We start from the raw sequence: 15438 nt of genomic DNA on the forward strand, positions 1-15438 counted from the left end.
GCGCAGTCTGTCAAAGGTCCGGTGAAAGACTCAAGACAGAACGGCTGCGGCGGTTTGATCGAGGCACTTGCGCGCCAGGGTGATCAGGTCATCGATCTGCGATTTCTCGATCACCAGCGGCGGCGAGATAATCATAGTGTCTCCCACCGCGCGCATGATCAGACCGTTGCGGAAGCAGTGCTCGCGGCACAGCATCCCGACACCCTTGCCTTCGAAGCGCTCGCGGGTCTTCTTGTTCTTCACCAGCTCCAGTGCTGCCACCAGGCCTACCCCGCGGGCTTCGCCTACCAGGGGATGGTCGGCCAGCTCTTGCCAGCGCTGCTGCAAATACGGTGCCGTTTCGTTCTTCACGCGCTCGACGATTTTCTCTTCGCGCAGGATACGGATGTTCTCCAGCGCCACCGCAGCGGCTACCGGGTGACCAGAGTAAGTGAAGCCGTGATAGAACTCCCCACCCTCATTCAGGGTATGGACGATCTCGTCGCGAACGATCACGCCACCCATGGGGATGTAGCCGGAAGTCAGGCCCTTGGCGATCGGCATCAGGTCCGGGGCGTTGCCGAAGTACTGGCTGCCGAACCATTCGCCGGTACGGCCGAAGCCGCAGATGACTTCGTCGGCGATGAACAGGATGTCGTACTTGGCGAGGATCTCGCGGATCTTCGGCCAGTAGGATTTCGGCGGAATGATCACGCCGCCCGCGCCCTGCAGGGGCTCGGCGATGAAGGCGGCAACCTTGTCTTCGCCGACTTCGAGGATCTTCTTCTCCAGTTGCTCGGCCGCCCAGACGCCGAACTCTTCCGGGTCCATGTCGCCGCCTTCGCCGAACCAGTACGGTTGGGCGATGTGCTCGATGCCGGGGATCGGCAGGTCACCCTGCTCGTGCAGAGCCTTCATGCCGCCCAGGCTGACGCCGGCGACGGTGGAACCGTGGTAGCCGTTCCAGCGGCCGATGACCACTTTCTTCTGCGGCTGGCCCTTGATGCTCCAGTAGTGGCGGACCATGCGCAGCACGGTGTCGTTGGACTCCGACCCCGAGCCGGTGAAGAACACGTGGTTCATGCCTTCGGGGGCGATGTCGGCGATGGCCTTGGACAGCTCCAGTACCGGCGGGTGGGCAGTCTGGAAGAACAGGTTGTAGTAGGGCAGTTCCTGCATCTGCTTGTAGGCGACTTCAGCCAGCTCCTTGCGACCGTAGCCGACGTTCACGCACCACAGGCCAGCCATGCCGTCGAGGATCTTGTTGCCCTCGCTGTCCCACAGGTACACGCCTTCGGCCTTGGTGATGATGCGCGCACCCTTCTCGTTCAGCTGCTTGTAGTCGGTGAACGGAGCCAGGTGGTGATCACGGCTGAGCGCCTGCCAGTGTTGGGTGTTGGCGCTGGTCTGGTTAGTCATCTTGATAAAACCTCTTTTCTAAGAAACACGGGGCCCGGCCACGCGCCGGACCCCACGCCGATCAGACAGAAAGCAGGAGGAACTCGCGCTCCCAGGAACTGATTACTCGCTTGAAGTTCTCGTGCTCGGCGCGCTTCACCGCGACGTAGCCTCGAATGAACTTGTCACCCAGGTATTTCTCCAGGGTCTTGCTGCCTTCCATGCACTCCAGTGCGGCCTCGATGGTCAGCGGCAGGCGCAGGTTACGCCGTTCATAGCCGCGGCCCTTGACCTGGGCACTGGGTTTGAAGCCTTCGACCATGCCGATGTAGCCACACAGCAGGCTGGCGGCGAGGGCCAGATAGGGGTTGGCGTCGGCGCCGGCCAGGCGGTTCTCCACGCGGCGGTTGTCCGGGGTGGAATCCGGTACGCGCAGGCCCACGGTACGGTTCTCCTCGCCCCACTCCACGTTCACCGGCGCCGAAGTATCGGGCAGGAAGCGGCGGAACGAGTTGACGTTCGGGGCGAACAACGGCAGCGCCTCGGGGATCAGCTTCTGCAGGCCGCCGATGTGGTGCAGGAACAGCTCGCTCATGCTGCCGTCGGCGTTGGAGAAGATGTTCTTGCCGGTCTTGAGGTCGACGATGCTCTGGTGCAGGTGCATGGCACTGCCCGGCTCGCCGGTCATTGGCTTGGCCATGAAGGTCGCGGCCACGTTGTGCTTGAGGGCGGCCTCGCGCATGGTGCGCTTGAACACCACGATCTGGTCGGCCAGGTCCAGGGCATCGCCGTGACGGAAGTTGATCTCCATCTGCGCGGTGCCTTCTTCATGGATCAGGGTGTCCAGGTCCAGGCCCTGCAGCTCGCACCAGTCGTACATGTCCTCGAACAACGGGTCGAACTCGTTCGCCGCGTCGATGGAGAAGGACTGGCGACCAGTCTCCTGGCGGCCGGAACGGCCGATCGGAGCCTGCAGCGGGTAGTCGGGGTCATCGCTGCGCTTGGTCAGGTAGAACTCCATCTCCGGCGCCACGATCGGCTTCCAGCCCTTGTCGGCGTAAAGCTGGAGCACGCGCTTGAGCACGTTGCGCGGCGACAGCTCGATGGGGTTGCCCAGCTTGTCGTAGGTGTCGTGGATGACCATCGCGGTCGGCTCGATGGCCCAGGGGACGAGGAACACGGCATTCTCGTCCGGGCGGCAGACCATATCGATGTCGGCCGGGTCCAGCAGGTCGTAATAGATGTCGTCTTCGACGTAATCACCGGTCACGGTCTGCAGGAGAACGCTCTCCGGCAGGCGCATGCCCTTCTCGTTGAGGAATTTCGCGGTCGGCGCGATCTTGCCCCGGGCAATCCCGGTCAGGTCGGCGATCATGCATTCCACTTCGGTGATCTTGCGTTCCTTCAACCAGCCACTGAGCTGGTCTAACTTGCTAGTCATAAAGACCTCAGGGTTTGAGAGCCCGGCCCCAACGCCGGACTCAGCGGTTCCCCGCCCTCTTGCTGCAGGCTTTGCCGAATGCCTGGAAGATAGCGAGATAGTTGGGGTTCGTTTCGACCTGCCATTCCGGGTGCCACTGCACCCCGACGGCGAAGGCCACACCTTCGACGGAGAAGGCTTCAACCAACCCGTCAGGCGCCAGAGCTTCTACACGAAGGCCGGGCGCCAGACGATCAACGCCCTGGCCGTGAATAGAGTTGACCTGGAACTGCGAGGGTAGCCCGATACCGGCGAAAACGCCGCCCGGCTGCACATCGACGACGTGCCGCAGACCATATTGGATTTCGATCGGCTCACCCGCGGGTTCGCGGTGGTCCATGAAACCTTCGACTTCGTGCACCTTCTGGTGCAACGAACCGCCGAAGGCGACGTTCATTTCCTGGAAGCCACGGCAGATGCCCAGCACCGGAATCCCGGCCGCGACGGCGCGGCGAATCAGCGGCAGCGTCGTGCTGTCGCGCTCGGGATCATGAGGAGTGCCTGCAATGCTGGCGGAGCCACTATAATGATGGGGTTCGACGTTCGACGCCGAGCCCGTGAAGAGCAGGCCGTCGAACGCGGCCAACATGTCTTCCTGGTCGATGGCATCGCCCAGGGAGGGAATGATCAAAGGAATGCCCGAGGCCCCGGAGATCAGCGCTCTGAGGTATTTGTCGCCAGCAACATGGTAGGGTTTGGAACCGATCTGCTTGATGCAGGCGGACACGCCGATTAACGGCAGGCGAGACATGGGACACCCGTGTTTGTAAGTGTTATGGGCTTGAGGCCGAGCTTAGCCTTGTTCATTTTTTTACACAATAGCCATGTAAAAAATCAAACACGCCCCACTGAACAGCCCGCCAGCAAAGGCTCTCCGCTCATCAAAAGCGGCTCGAAACGCCCCAAAAACGGCCCATCACGACCGATGCGCCCCACTTTGGTGCGACATTGACAACCCTTGCCAATTCGGATTGACTCACACCTCAGCTTTCGAATGATTGAAATTTTTAACAATAAAGGTGTTACATCATGTCGGTACCCCAGAGTGCCGTGTCGCTCGAAGAAGCGAGTGAGTTCCTGAAGGAACACCCCGAGGTCCAATTCGTCGACCTCCTTATTGCAGACATGAATGGTGTGGTCCGCGGCAAGCGCATCGAACGCACCAACCTGCCCAAAGTCTATGAGAAGGGCATCAACCTCCCCGCCTCTCTCTTCGCTCTCGACATTACCGGCTCCACCGTAGAAAGCACCGGCCTCGGCCTGGACATTGGCGACGCGGATCGCGTCTGTTTCCCCATCCCCAACACCCTCTCCATGGAGCCCTGGCAGAAGCGCCCGACCGCGCAGCTGCTGATGACCATGCACGAGATGGAAGAACGCACACCGTTCTTCGCCGACCCGCGTGAAGTACTGCGTCAAGTGGTGCAGAAGTTCACCGACATCGGCCTGACCATCGTCGCGGCCTTCGAGCTCGAGTTCTACCTGATCGACCAGGAGAACGTGAACGGCCGTCCGCAGCCGCCGCGCTCGCCGATCTCCGGCAAGCGTCCGCAATCGGTCCAGGTCTACTCCATCGACGACCTCGACGAGTACGCCGACTGCCTGCAGGACATCATCGACGGCGCCCGCGCCCAGGGCATCCCGGCCGACGCCATCGTCAAGGAAAGCGCCCCGGCCCAGTTCGAAGTCAACATGCACCACGTTGACGACGCCCTGAAGGCCTGCGACTACGCAGTCCTGCTCAAGCGCCTGATCAAGAACGTCGCCTACGACCACGAGATGGACTCGACCTTCATGGCCAAGCCCTACCCGGGCCAGGCAGGCAACGGTCTGCACGTCCACGTCTCGCTGCTCGACAAGGACGGCAAGAACATCTTCACCAGCGAGGATCCCGAGCAGAACGCCGCGTTGCGCCACGCGATCGGCGGTGTGCTCGAGACCCTGCCGGCGTCGATGGCGTTCCTTTGCCCGAACGTCAACTCGTACCGCCGTTTCGGTTCGGCCTTCTTCGTGCCGAACGCACCGAGCTGGGGCCTGGACAACCGCACCGTCGCCCTGCGCGTACCCACTGGAGCGCCGGAAGCGGTGCGCCTGGAACACCGCGTCGCCGGCGCCGATGCCAACCCGTACCTGCTGCTCTCGGCGGTACTGGCCGGCGTCCACCACGGCCTGACCAACAAGGTCGAGCCGGGCGCGCCGATCGAAGGCAACGCCTACGAGCAGCTGGAACAGAGCCTGCCGAACAACCTGCGCGATGCCCTGCGCGAGCTGGACGACAGCGACGTGATGAACAAGTACATCAGCCCCGAGTACATCGACATCTTCGTCGCGTGCAAGGAGCATGAGATGCAGGAGTTCGAATATTCGATCTCCGACCTCGAGTACAACTGGTACTTGCACACCGTATAAGTGGTAAACGAAACGCCGGCCCTCGTGCCGGCGTTTCCTTGTGCCTCTGGCACACCAAGGAGACTGCGATATCGCAACGGCGAGGAGGGGCGCTGCGGCGAGCCACATCCGTATCTCCTTCCTGTCCGCGATGTCTCCATCCGCCTGCCCGGGCGTCCATCGCGTCTGTCGTGTCTTTGCTGTCGCGCTATCGAGCGGCGATTGATTGCCGCATCCGCTGATTACGTGGTTCATTCAGGGAGATCGCCAATGCCACGCCTGTACGCTTTGATTCTGATGCTGTTGTGCCCGCTGTCCGCCTGGGCCGACCAGGTCATCCGCGTCTACAACTGGAATGACTACATCGCTCCCGAAGTGCTCAAGGACTTCGAGAAGGACACCGGCATCCGGGTCGAGTACACGACCTACAGCACCGCCGAAGAGGTCAAGAAGGCCCTGGAGAGCGGTGAGAAGATCGATGTCGCGGTACCTTCGCACAACGACCTGCCGGCGCTGATCCGCGACAAGCGCATCCAGGCGCTGGACTTCAGCAAGCTGCCCAACCGCAGCCACCTCGACACCCAGTTGCTGAGCAAGCTGGCCGCCGTGGACCCCAACAACCAGCACGCCGTGCCCTACCTGTGGGGTGCCGTGGGCCTGGCAATCAACGAACCCGAAGCGGAGAAGGCCTACGGCGGCAAGCTGCCCGACAGCTGGAGCGTCATGTTCGACCCGCAGCAGAGCCAGCGCCTGAAGGCCTGCGGCATGAGCCTGCTGGACGCCCCGGACGAAGCCTTCTCGGTGCTGATGAACTACCAGGGCCGCAACTTCGCCCGCAGCGCCCCGTCGCAGATCCGCCGTGCCGGCGAAGTCCTCGCCGAGCTGCGCCCGAACCTGCGCTACATCGACAGCGAGCGCTACATCCAGGACCTCAATGCCGGCAAGCTGTGCGTCGCCATGGCCTGGGTCGGCGACGCCCTGGGCGCCGCCAACGCCGGCCAGCCGGTGCGCTTCGTGGTGCCGCAGGAAGGCTCGGTGCTGTTCATCGACAACCTGGTGGTCCCCACCGCCGCCGAACACCCGGACCTGGCGCTCAAATTCATCGACTACCTGATGCAGCCCAAGGTCGCCGCGCAGATCACCGCCGCCACCCTCTACCCCAACGGCAACAAGGATTCCGCGCAGTTCCTCGACGCTGCCCTGCGCGACCAGCCGGGCCTGTACCCGGACCAGGAGACCAAGCGCCGTCTGTTCGCCCTGGAAACCGCGCCGGAGAAGACCGCCCCGGTGATCAACGAAGTCTGGGACAAGCTGCGCGCCGGCGGCAGCTGACTTGCCGAGTACCCCGGAGCTGGCGTCCAATAGCCGCCCAGCTCCGGAGGTCGTCATGCCCGCACCCTCGCCCACTCGCAAGCCCCGCGCCAGCAGCCAGGCACGCATCGCCGTGATCCTCGAGGCTGCCCGCGCCCTGCTGGCCGAGAGCGGCGCAGCGAGCCTGTCGATCTACGCCGTAGCCGAGCGCGCGGACATCCCGCCCTCCTCCGTCTACCACTTCTTCCCCAGCGTGCCGGCCCTGCTGCAGGGGCTGACCAGCGACGTCCACGCCGCCTTCCGCGCCTGCCTGGACGAGCCCGTAGAGCACGCCGCCCTGCGCGACTGGCGCGACCTCGCACGGCTGGTCGAACAACGCACGCTGGCCGTGTACGCCGAGGACGCCGCTGCGCGCCAGCTGATCCTCGCCAGCCACGGTCTCGCCGAAGTCACCCAGGCTGACAGCCAGCACGACGTGCAACTCGGTCACGCCATGCGCGAACTCTTTGAACGCCACTTCGAGCTGCCGCCACTGCCGCAGGACATCGAGGTCTTCAGCCTGGCCATCGAGCTGGGCGACCGCGTATACGCCCTCTCCGTGCAGCGCCACGGGCAGATCACCGAACGCCTGGCCGAAGAAGGCATGCGGGTGATTGACGCTTACCTGTCGCTGTACCTGCCGCCCTGCCTGCCAAAACGGCCGTCGCCCCTTAAATAATCGATTTTTATCCGATAAAAATCCGGATATTCGGGCGATATATTTCAAAATCACGCTTCATAAATCGATTTTTATCGGCTATAAATTCTCCCACCTGGAGACGTGTCGCCGCGGAGCTTTGCCGAGCGACCTATACTGGCCCCTCGCGGCACTCGACGGCGACGCCTCCTCGAATGACACAGCCCATTGCGTAGGATGGGTGGAGCGCAGCGATACCCATCGATAAGTATCCGCGTGCGCCCATCCTGCGAAGCAACCCTCAAGGACCGCCCCATGACCACGCTGACCAGCACTCCCCGCGCCGATGGCTTCCGCATGCCGGCGGAATGGGAACCCCAGACCCAGACCTGGATGGTCTGGCCCGAACGCCCGGACAACTGGCGCCTGGGCGGCAAGCCCGCGCAGGCCGCCTTCAGCGCCGTGGCCCGCGCCATCGCCCGCTTCGAGCCGGTGACCATCGGCGTTTCCGCTGGCCAGTACGAGAACGCCCGCGCGCAGCTGGCTGACGCGGCCAACATCCGCGTGGTGGAAATCAGCAACGACGACGCCTGGGTGCGCGACACCGGCCCGACCTTCGTCACCAACGACCAGGGCGACGTGCGCGGCGTGGACTGGACCTTCAACGCCTGGGGCGGCCTGGAAGGCGGCCTGTACTTCCCCTGGCACCGTGACGACCAGGTGGCGAGCAAGATCCTCGGCATCGAGCGCTGCGACGGCTATCGCACCGAAGGCTTCGTGCTGGAAGGCGGCTCCATCCACGTGGACGGCGAAGGCACCCTGATCACGACCGAGGAATGCCTGCTCAACCACAACCGCAACCCGCACATGAGCCGCGAAGAAATCGAAGCCGTGCTGCGCGAGCACTTGGCCATCGACACCGTGATCTGGCTGCCGGACGGCCTGTTCAACGACGAGACCGACGGCCACGTCGACAACTTCTGCTGCTACGTACGCCCGGGCGAAGTGCTGCTGGCCTGGACCGACGACGTGAACGACCCGAACTACGAGCGCTGCCAGGCCGCCATGCGCGTGTTGGAAAGCGCCCGTGACGCCAAGGGCCGCCAGCTGACCGTACACAAGATCGTCATCCCCGGCCCGATCCACGCGACCGAAGCCGAATGCGAAGGCATCGACCTGGTGATCGGCACCCAGCCGCGTGATCCGTCGATCCGCCTGGCCGGCTCCTACGTCAACTTCCTGATCGTCAACGGCGGCATCATCGCTCCGCGCTTCGACGACCCGGCGGACGCCGAGGCCGAAGCCACCCTCAAGCGTATCTTCCCCGAGCACGAGATCGTCATGGTGCCGGGCCGCGAGATACTCCTGGGCGGCGGCAACATCCACTGCATCACCCAGCAGCAGCCGGCGCCGCAAAAGCGCTGATTCGCTGAAGCAAGAAAAAAGGCCGTCGCCCCGGAAGGAGCGACGGCCTTTTCATTTTGCAGAGGGAAATTCTGCAGGATTACAGCAGCGGAATGCTGTAGCTGACGATCAGGCGGTTCTCGTCCTGGTCGCGCTGGGTGGCGGAGCCCGGCGTGGTCGACGCCGGCAGGCCACTGCGCAAGGAAGCGTTCTTCCAGGCGACGCCCAGGTTCTTCAGCGGACCGTCCTGGATGGTGTAACCCAGGCTGATATCGCGCTCCCACTCGGTCTTGTCACCGTAGGCCGTGTCGATGTTGTCGCCGCGCAGGTAGAGGGTCTGGAAGTTCAGGCCCGGCAGGCCCAGCGCCGCGAAGTCATAGCCATATCGAACCTGCCAGGTGCGCTCGCCGGCATGCTGGAACTTGCCGATCTGCACATCGGTACTCAGGTAGGAAGAAGCCCCGTCGCCGTCGTTGATGAACGGGAAGTCACTGTCGCCCTTGAGCACCTGGTGCCCGGCACTGATGCTGTGGCCCTTGATGGTGTAGGTAAACAGGCCGCTGAACGCCTGGTTGTCGACCTTGCCGCGGGTCAGGCCGTTACCGTAGTAGCCGGTGGTGTAGTAGGACGGGTCATGGCTGCCGTTCTTGCCGTCACTGCTGCTGTGGAAGTAGCGCAGGTCGCTCTTGAGCACGCCCTCGCCAATCTCCCAGTTGTGCTGGAGGCCGAGGAAGTGCTGTTTGTAGAAGTCCTTCAGGTTGCCGTAGTAGTACTGCAGCGTGGTGTCCTTGCCCAGCTTGTAGTCGGCACCACCGTAGTAGAACTTGTTGGTGTACTGGGCGTACTGCGACTTGCCGCCGGCGTTCGCCCCGGCGATCGACAGGCCCTGGTCGGAGTTGCTCGAGTTGCGCCCCTTCATGTGCTCCAGTTGGCCGGCGACGAAGGTCAGGTCCTTGAACTCATTGGAGGTGACCTGGCCACCACTGAAGGTCTGCGGCAGCAGGCGGCCGTCGTTGTACGTCACCACCGGCAGCTTGGGCTGCAACGTGCCATAGCGCAGCTCGGTCTGCGAGACCTTGGCCTTGCCGGTCAGCCCAAGGCTGGCGAAGTCGTCCACCGCGCGGCCATGGCTGTCCGTGGGGAAGACGATGCCACCCAGGCTGCTGCTGTCCGGGTTGTAGTGCTTGCCCTTGCCGCTGTCGAGCTTGACGCCCAGCAGACCCAGCGCATCGATACCGAAACCGACCGTACCCTGGGTGAAGCCGGACGCGTAGTTGAGCAGGAAGCCCTGCCCCCACTCCTCTTGTTTGCTCGGCGCCGCCGAGCCGTTGCGGTTGTCCTGGTTGATGTAGAAGTTGCGCAGGCCGAGGCTGGCCTTGCTGTCTTCGATGAAGCCATCGGCGAGTGCGACCTGGGCCATTCCGGCTGCGGCAATGGCCACGGCCAGGCTCGAATGCTTGAGATTGCGGTAATGCATAGCTTTCCCCATGACAGGATCGTGAGCGCGTCATCGGGCTTCGGGCACGATGCGCCCGGCAGGGATGACGACAGTGTCGATCACGACGGCCATGGGGAGGAGTGAGAGAGACGAGCCAGACGGGGCGATCTGCGCCGCCTTGTCACTGCAGCGCCGGCCGGGCGCTCGTTCAGCGAGGTACTCCCGAGCGACGCACGCTCCATAAACCCCTACCGGAAGGCCTGCTCGATGCCTCTCCCGCCGGTCCGCGCGACCGGCGCCACGATAAGAGCAAGGCCGGCTGCCGCGCGGCGGATAGCCCCGTTACAGGAGGCCTGTTGCACAATCTTTGACCAGGCTCACGCTTGGATTTCCAGGCAGGCACGGACCACCTCGGAAATGAAGGAGAAGCCTCCGAACACTACCGGAAGAACACCGAATGCGGACAGGAAAATTCGGCCCCATTAGCGAGCGCACTACTCTCCCGCGCACCACGAAAAAAGCCGCCGCCTCTGACGAGGACGGCGGCTTCTTTTCAGCCCGCAGAAATTACAGCAGCGGGATGGTGTAGCTGACGATCAGGCGGTTCTCGTCCTGGTCGCGCTGGGTCGGAGTACCCGGGTTGCCAGCGGAAGCGGCCGGCAGGCCACTACGCAGCGCCGCGTTCTTCCAGGTGAAGCCCAGGCCCTTGAAGGTGCCGTCCGGGATCACGTAGGCCAGGGAAATGTCGCGCTCCCACTCGCTCTTGTCGCCCTGGGCGGTGTCGATGTTGTCGCCGCGCAGGTAGAGGGTCTGGAAGGTCAGGCCCGGCAGACCGGCCTGGGCGAAGTCGTAAGCGTAGCGAACCTGCCAGGTGCGCTCGCCAGCGCGCAGGAACTTGCCGATCTGCACGTCGGTGATCAGGTAGGCCGTGGCGCCGTCGCCGTTGTTGATGAACGGGAAGTCGCTGTTGCCGCTGAGCTGCTGGTAGCCGGCGCCGAAGCTGTGGCCGCTGACGGTGTAGGTGAACAGGCCGCTCCAGGCGCGGTTGTCGACTTCACCCTTGAGGGTGTTGCCGCCGTAGTAACCGCTGGTGTAGTAGCTCGAATCGTGGCCGTTCTTGCCATCGTCGCTGCTGTGGAAGTAGCGCAGGTCGCTCTTCAGCACGCCCGGGCCGATGGCCCAGTTGTGTTGCAGGCCGAGGAAGTGCTGTTTGTAGAAGTCCTGCAGGTTGCCGTAGTAGTACTGCAGCGTCAGGTCCTTGGTCAGCTTGTAGTCGGCGCCGCCGTAGTAGAACTTGTTGACGAACTTGCCGGTCTGGGCGTTGTTGGCGCCGGCGATCGACAGGCCTTCGTTGTTGCTCGAGTTACGGCCCTTGGCGTGCTCCAGCTGGCCGCCGAGCAGGGTCAGGTCCTTGAACTCGTTGGAGGTGACCTGGCCGCCCTCGAAGGTCTGCGGCAGCAGGCGACCGTCGTTGTAGGTCACCACCGGCAGCTTGGGCAGCAGGGTGCCGTATTGCAGCACGGTATTGGAAACCTTCACCTTGCCGGTGGCGCCCAGGTGGGCGAAGTCATCCACCGCGCGGCCATCGCCATCGGTGGGGAACACGGTGCCGGCATAGGCAGAACTTGTCGGGTTGTAGTGAGTGCCCTTGCCACTGTCCAGGCGCACGCCCAGCAGGCCCAGGGCATCGACGCCGAAACCGACGGTGCCTTCGGTGAAGCCGGAGGTGTAGTTGAGCAGGAAGCCCTGCCCCCACTCTTCCTGCTTGCTCGGCTCGGCGGGGCCGTTGCGGTTGTCGGAGTTGATGTAGAAATTGCGCAGGGTCAGGTTGGCCTTGCTGTCTTCGATGAACCCACCGGCGACGGCGGATTGAGCGAGGCCTGCGGCAGCGATGGCGAGCGCGAGGCTCGATTGCGTGAGAGTGCGGCGTTTCATTGGAATTTCCCCATTTTATTGATCTTGGAAAGCAGGCCATTCAAGACGACGACTGGCTCCAGCGGAGCCCGACCGAACGGCAAGCAGCGGCCATGGCGTGCCAGGCACGCTCGGCATGCGGTAATTCGGCGGTGTACGGCGCTCCCCTAGACGGGGCTCAAGCGCAGGCAAGCAGGCGGGAGGGCGGCAGAAGAATGGAATGGCATGGATCGGATCTCGTGTCTTGTTGTTGTGGCAATGCGCTGGGCATGCGTCAGTGGCTAGGCAATCCCCAGGCCAACCGGCCTTTCCCGCCTGACACCCCGTCATTTCCGACACTCGGAACGATCTGCAAGCAAATTCCTTCAGAAAAATCAGCGGAAAACCGCCACGAGCCCCCTTCGCCTTGGCGGATAACCGCCATCCCCTTTTCGCTGTCACGGCAACGCTGGGGAGCAAGATAAAAGAAGCTCTATAAATCAAAAAAGAATTAATTATTACTATGTAATTTCTTTTAGGAATATATGATAGCACGCTGCTCGACTGGCGACGCCTCCCGGACGGGGTACCCAGTTCGTATGATTTGGATGACTACTAGGAAGAAGACGAAGGATTTAGCCCACAGAGTCCAAGAAGGCCCTCCGGCAAGCCCGGACGATGGACAAAAAAAACCCGCCAGCGCTGCAACGCGGGCGGGTTCGGGACCCTGTGCTAGGGGAAGGTCCCAAAGGAGAGCGGCGGAATGGAGCCCGCCTAGGAGTGGTGCGTCCCTGCACCCGATGGCGGCGATGATGGCCAGCATCGGGTGCGGAGTCGATTCCAGCGGTACGCTCGACGCTGTAGGAATTACCCGTACCCTGACGCCTTGCGCCGGGCACCGCCGGGTCAGTTGTTGCCAACCGCGGCGCTGGTGCCGATGAAGGCAGCCGACGGCAGCAGCTGACTGATGAAGCGGTTCCAGCGGGTGATGTTGGCCGGGCCGATGAACACGACATCCTGCGGCTGCATGGCAAACTCCTTGGCCAGGGCATAGGCGGTCGGACGCTTCGCTTCCAGGTGGAAGACCTGGGCCTGGAAGGCGCCCGGTGCAGTACCGGCGACCGACTCCGGGTTACCGCGGATCACGTAGACCGAGTCGCCATCGGAGGTTTCCGGGCTCAGGCCCCCGGCGTTGCCGAGTACTTCCAGCAGCGACAGGCCGGTGGTGCGGTAGGTAACCACCTGCGGACGCTCGACCTCACCCACCACGTAGACTTTCTTGCGGTCGTTGTAGGGCAGGTGGATCTGGTCGCCGTTCTTCAGGTAGATGCCGGTCAGAGTCGAACCGGAGCGGTTCAGTGCGTCAACGTCGAGCACATACTCGCGGCCATCACGCTTGAGCGTCAGCCCGGAAAGATCGGCTTCACCGGTGATCACACCAGCCTTGCTGACCGCCTGCACCAGGGTGGTCGGCGTATTGTTCAGCTCGACCTGCCCACCGTTCTGGAAAGCCCCGGAGAGCACCACGTGCTGGCTGGCATACCGCAGCACGGTGACATCCACCTGCGGGTCGACAATACCCTTCTTCGCCAACTGGCTGGACAGGCGCTTGCGCAACTGCGCTGGAGTCTGCCCTTCGGCGCGTACGACACCGGCATAGGGGAAGAAGATATTGCCATCGGCACCGACCACGCGACCGTTGGCTTCCATCTGCTGGGTCGAGCCGGGACTGGTCAGTTCAGGGTGGTCCCAGACGGTGACCAGCAGCACGTCGCCGCCACCGATCAGGTAGTCCTCCTGCGGCGGGCGATAGTTCAGCAGCTCTGCGGGCACGCCGGGTTTGGCGGCGAAGTCGGCCTCCTGGCGTTGCAGCACCTGGGGCGTGATGGGCACGAGGGTGATGTTCATCCCCTCCTTCTGGGCCTCGCGCTGGATATCGGAATCCGTCATGTGCTGACCGGGAGAGAACACGCAGCCTTGTAGCGCCAGACTGCCGACTACAAAGCTGAAAGCGAGCAGGTTTTTCATGGCAATCCTTCCTTGAAGCTTGTGTGGAAACTCAATAGGCATTGCGGTGTACGAAACCCTTGAACAGGGTCAGCAAGACGATCTTCAGGTCCCACCAGACGGACCAGTTCTCGATGTAGTCCAGATCGAACTCGATGCGTTTCTGCATCTTCTCCAGGGTGTCTGTTTCGCCACGCCAGCCGTTCACCTGGGCCCAGCCGGTAATGCCTGGCTTGACCTTGTGACGCAGCATGTAACGGCTGACCTGACGCCGGTATTGCTCGTTGTGCGCCACGGCGTGGGGGCGTGGACCGACCACGGACATGTCGCCGAGCAAGACATTGAAGAACTGTGGCAACTCATCCAGCGAGGTGCGCCGCAGGAAGGCGCCCAGCGGGGTGATGCGGCAATCGTTGCGCGAGGCCTGGGTGACAGCGGCACCGTCCTCCATGACCGTCATGCTGCGGAATTTCCAGACGCGGATGGGCCGGCCATCCATGCCGTAGCGGGTCTGGCGGAACAGCACCGGGCCGCGCGAAGTGAGCTTCACGGCCACGGCGATGAACAGCATGGGCACGGCGATCAGCAGCAGGATCAGCGAGGCCAGCACCACGTCCTCGATACGCTTGAGCACGGCGTTGGGGCCGTCCATGGGCGTGTCGAAGATGCTGATGGTGGCCAGCCCGTTGATGCTCTCGCTGCGCGCGTGCAGCAGGTCGAACATGAACAGGTCGGGGATCAGGTAGACCGACACCGTGGTGTCGGACAGCTCGCGGATCAGTTCGTTGAGCAGCGGCTCGCGGGACAGCGGCAGGGTCAGGTAGACCTTGTCGATCTGCCCCGAGCGCGCCGCCTCGATCAGCGCCAGGCGGTCGCCCTTTACCGGCACGCGCTCACCCAGTTCCATCTGCTGCGGGCGATCGTCATAGAAGCCGATCAGGCGCAGGCCCATCCAGGGCGCCGCGAGGATGGTCTCGGCCAGTCGCGCACCCACTTCGCCGGTACCGTAGATGGCCACATTGCGGCTGTTGAAGCCGTGGCGGCGGGCGACGCGCAGCAGCATGCGGATAGCCAGGCGGTAGCCGCACATGATCAGCAGCGCCGCGGCAAACCAGCCCAGGCGTCGGGGCTCTTCCAGTTCTACGTGGCGCAGGGAGATGTCCAGCAGCAGCACGGCGAAGAACGCCAGCGACCAGTACAGGGTGACGCTCAACGACTCACGCAGCAGCGACTCGCCACGCCAGGAGCCGTAGAGCTGGTTCAGCTCGCCGAGCCAGTGGAACAGCATCACGCAGAGCAGCACCGAGACCCAGATCTGTGCATCCAGCACGCCGTTGCCAGCGCTGAGCAGCACGACCCCGGTGAGCACGATCACCAGGATGTCGCTCAGGCGGTGCGCCAGTGAGATCAGCGACTGGTGCGCGCGCAAGATTCCTTTCGTCTTGTTGGGCATGATGACCTCAC

At 63.2% G+C, this 15438-nt stretch carries 11 protein-coding genes; 4 read left to right on the forward strand and 7 right to left on the reverse strand.

Going from position 1 to position 15438, the window contains the following annotated elements; translation table 11 throughout:
* Positions 1-30: 30 nt before the first annotated feature.
* The 3 genes from FAS41_RS17415 to FAS41_RS17425 form a co-directional block, all read right to left on the reverse strand.
* Positions 31-1398 carry an aspartate aminotransferase family protein gene (locus FAS41_RS17415; protein WP_138524422.1) on the reverse strand — a complete coding sequence of 456 codons (1368 nt, stop codon included), beginning with the start codon at positions 1396-1398 and terminating at the stop codon, positions 31-33.
* A 61-nt stretch (positions 1399-1459) separates the two neighbouring features.
* Positions 1460-2818, reverse strand: a complete 1359-nt coding sequence (locus tag FAS41_RS17420; protein ID WP_138524425.1) for a glutamine synthetase family protein — start codon at positions 2816-2818, stop codon at positions 1460-1462.
* 40 nt (positions 2819-2858) lie between these two features.
* Positions 2859-3608, reverse strand: coding sequence for a gamma-glutamyl-gamma-aminobutyrate hydrolase family protein (locus FAS41_RS17425; RefSeq protein ID WP_138524427.1), 750 nt, complete (start codon positions 3606-3608; stop codon positions 2859-2861).
* A 278-nt stretch (positions 3609-3886) separates the two neighbouring features.
* On the opposite strand from FAS41_RS17425, the gene FAS41_RS17435 reads away from it, so the two are divergent.
* The 4 genes from FAS41_RS17435 to aguA all read left to right on the forward strand — a co-directional run bounded on the left by FAS41_RS17435 (position 3887) and on the right by aguA (position 8657).
* Positions 3887-5266, forward strand: a complete 1380-nt coding sequence (locus tag FAS41_RS17435; protein WP_024762139.1) for a glutamine synthetase family protein — start codon at positions 3887-3889, stop codon at positions 5264-5266.
* A gap of 249 nt (positions 5267-5515) precedes the next feature.
* Entirely contained in the window at positions 5516-6577 is a 1062-nt protein-coding gene (locus tag FAS41_RS17440; RefSeq protein ID WP_138524431.1) for a polyamine ABC transporter substrate-binding protein, read from the forward strand.
* 55 nt (positions 6578-6632) lie between these two features.
* Positions 6633-7274, forward strand: coding sequence for a TetR/AcrR family transcriptional regulator (locus tag FAS41_RS17445; RefSeq protein ID WP_138524433.1), 642 nt, complete (start codon positions 6633-6635; stop codon positions 7272-7274).
* Positions 7275-7547: 273 nt separating this feature from the next.
* Positions 7548-8657, forward strand: coding sequence for an agmatine deiminase (aguA, locus tag FAS41_RS17450; protein ID WP_138524435.1), 1110 nt, complete (start codon positions 7548-7550; stop codon positions 8655-8657).
* 79 nt (positions 8658-8736) lie between these two features.
* Here the strand turns inward: aguA and FAS41_RS17455 are convergent, their stop codons facing one another.
* The 4 genes from FAS41_RS17455 to FAS41_RS17470 all read right to left on the reverse strand — a co-directional run bounded on the left by FAS41_RS17455 (position 8737) and on the right by FAS41_RS17470 (position 15427).
* The gene (locus tag FAS41_RS17455) at positions 8737-10113 is read right to left on the reverse strand and encodes an OprD family porin (protein WP_138524437.1); all 1377 of its coding nucleotides are present in this window, start codon (positions 10111-10113) and stop codon (positions 8737-8739) included.
* Positions 10114-10641: 528 nt separating this feature from the next.
* On the reverse strand, positions 10642-12009 hold the full coding sequence (locus tag FAS41_RS17460) for an OprD family porin (RefSeq protein WP_138524439.1): 1368 nt from the start codon (positions 12007-12009) through the stop codon (positions 10642-10644).
* An 864-nt stretch (positions 12010-12873) separates the two neighbouring features.
* Complete coding sequence (locus FAS41_RS17465) at positions 12874-13995, reverse strand: polysaccharide biosynthesis/export family protein (protein ID WP_138524441.1); 1122 nt, start codon at positions 13993-13995, stop codon at positions 12874-12876.
* A 31-nt stretch (positions 13996-14026) separates the two neighbouring features.
* Positions 14027-15427, reverse strand: coding sequence for an undecaprenyl-phosphate glucose phosphotransferase (locus FAS41_RS17470; RefSeq protein ID WP_138524443.1), 1401 nt, complete (start codon positions 15425-15427; stop codon positions 14027-14029).
* Positions 15428-15438: the final 11 nt, after the last annotated feature.

The sequence above is a fragment of the Pseudomonas nicosulfuronedens genome, assembly GCF_005877905.1.
In the GTDB taxonomy this organism is placed as follows: Bacteria; Pseudomonadota; Gammaproteobacteria; order Pseudomonadales; family Pseudomonadaceae; genus Pseudomonas; species Pseudomonas nicosulfuronedens.

Bases quoted from the DNA above. Each gene is read 5' to 3' on its own strand.
- FAS41_RS17470 (WP_138524443.1), bottom strand. From the start codon at position 15,427: ATGCCCAACAAGACGAAAGGAATCTTGCGCGCGCACCAGTCGCTGATC.
- FAS41_RS17420 (WP_138524425.1), bottom strand. From the start codon at position 2,818: ATGACTAGCAAGTTAGACCAGCTCAGTGGCTGGTTGAAGGAACGCAAG.
- FAS41_RS17445 (WP_138524433.1), top strand. From the start codon at position 6,633: ATGCCCGCACCCTCGCCCACTCGCAAGCCCCGCGCCAGCAGCCAGGCA.
- FAS41_RS17465 (WP_138524441.1), bottom strand. From the start codon at position 13,995: ATGAAAAACCTGCTCGCTTTCAGCTTTGTAGTCGGCAGTCTGGCGCTA.
- FAS41_RS17435 (WP_024762139.1), top strand. From the start codon at position 3,887: ATGTCGGTACCCCAGAGTGCCGTGTCGCTCGAAGAAGCGAGTGAGTTC.
- FAS41_RS17425 (WP_138524427.1), bottom strand. From the start codon at position 3,608: ATGTCTCGCCTGCCGTTAATCGGCGTGTCCGCCTGCATCAAGCAGATC.
- aguA (WP_138524435.1), top strand. From the start codon at position 7,548: ATGACCACGCTGACCAGCACTCCCCGCGCCGATGGCTTCCGCATGCCG.
- FAS41_RS17460 (WP_138524439.1), bottom strand. From the start codon at position 12,009: ATGAAACGCCGCACTCTCACGCAATCGAGCCTCGCGCTCGCCATCGCT.
- FAS41_RS17455 (WP_138524437.1), bottom strand. From the start codon at position 10,113: ATGCATTACCGCAATCTCAAGCATTCGAGCCTGGCCGTGGCCATTGCC.
- FAS41_RS17415 (WP_138524422.1), bottom strand. From the start codon at position 1,398: ATGACTAACCAGACCAGCGCCAACACCCAACACTGGCAGGCGCTCAGC.
- FAS41_RS17440 (WP_138524431.1), top strand. From the start codon at position 5,516: ATGCCACGCCTGTACGCTTTGATTCTGATGCTGTTGTGCCCGCTGTCC.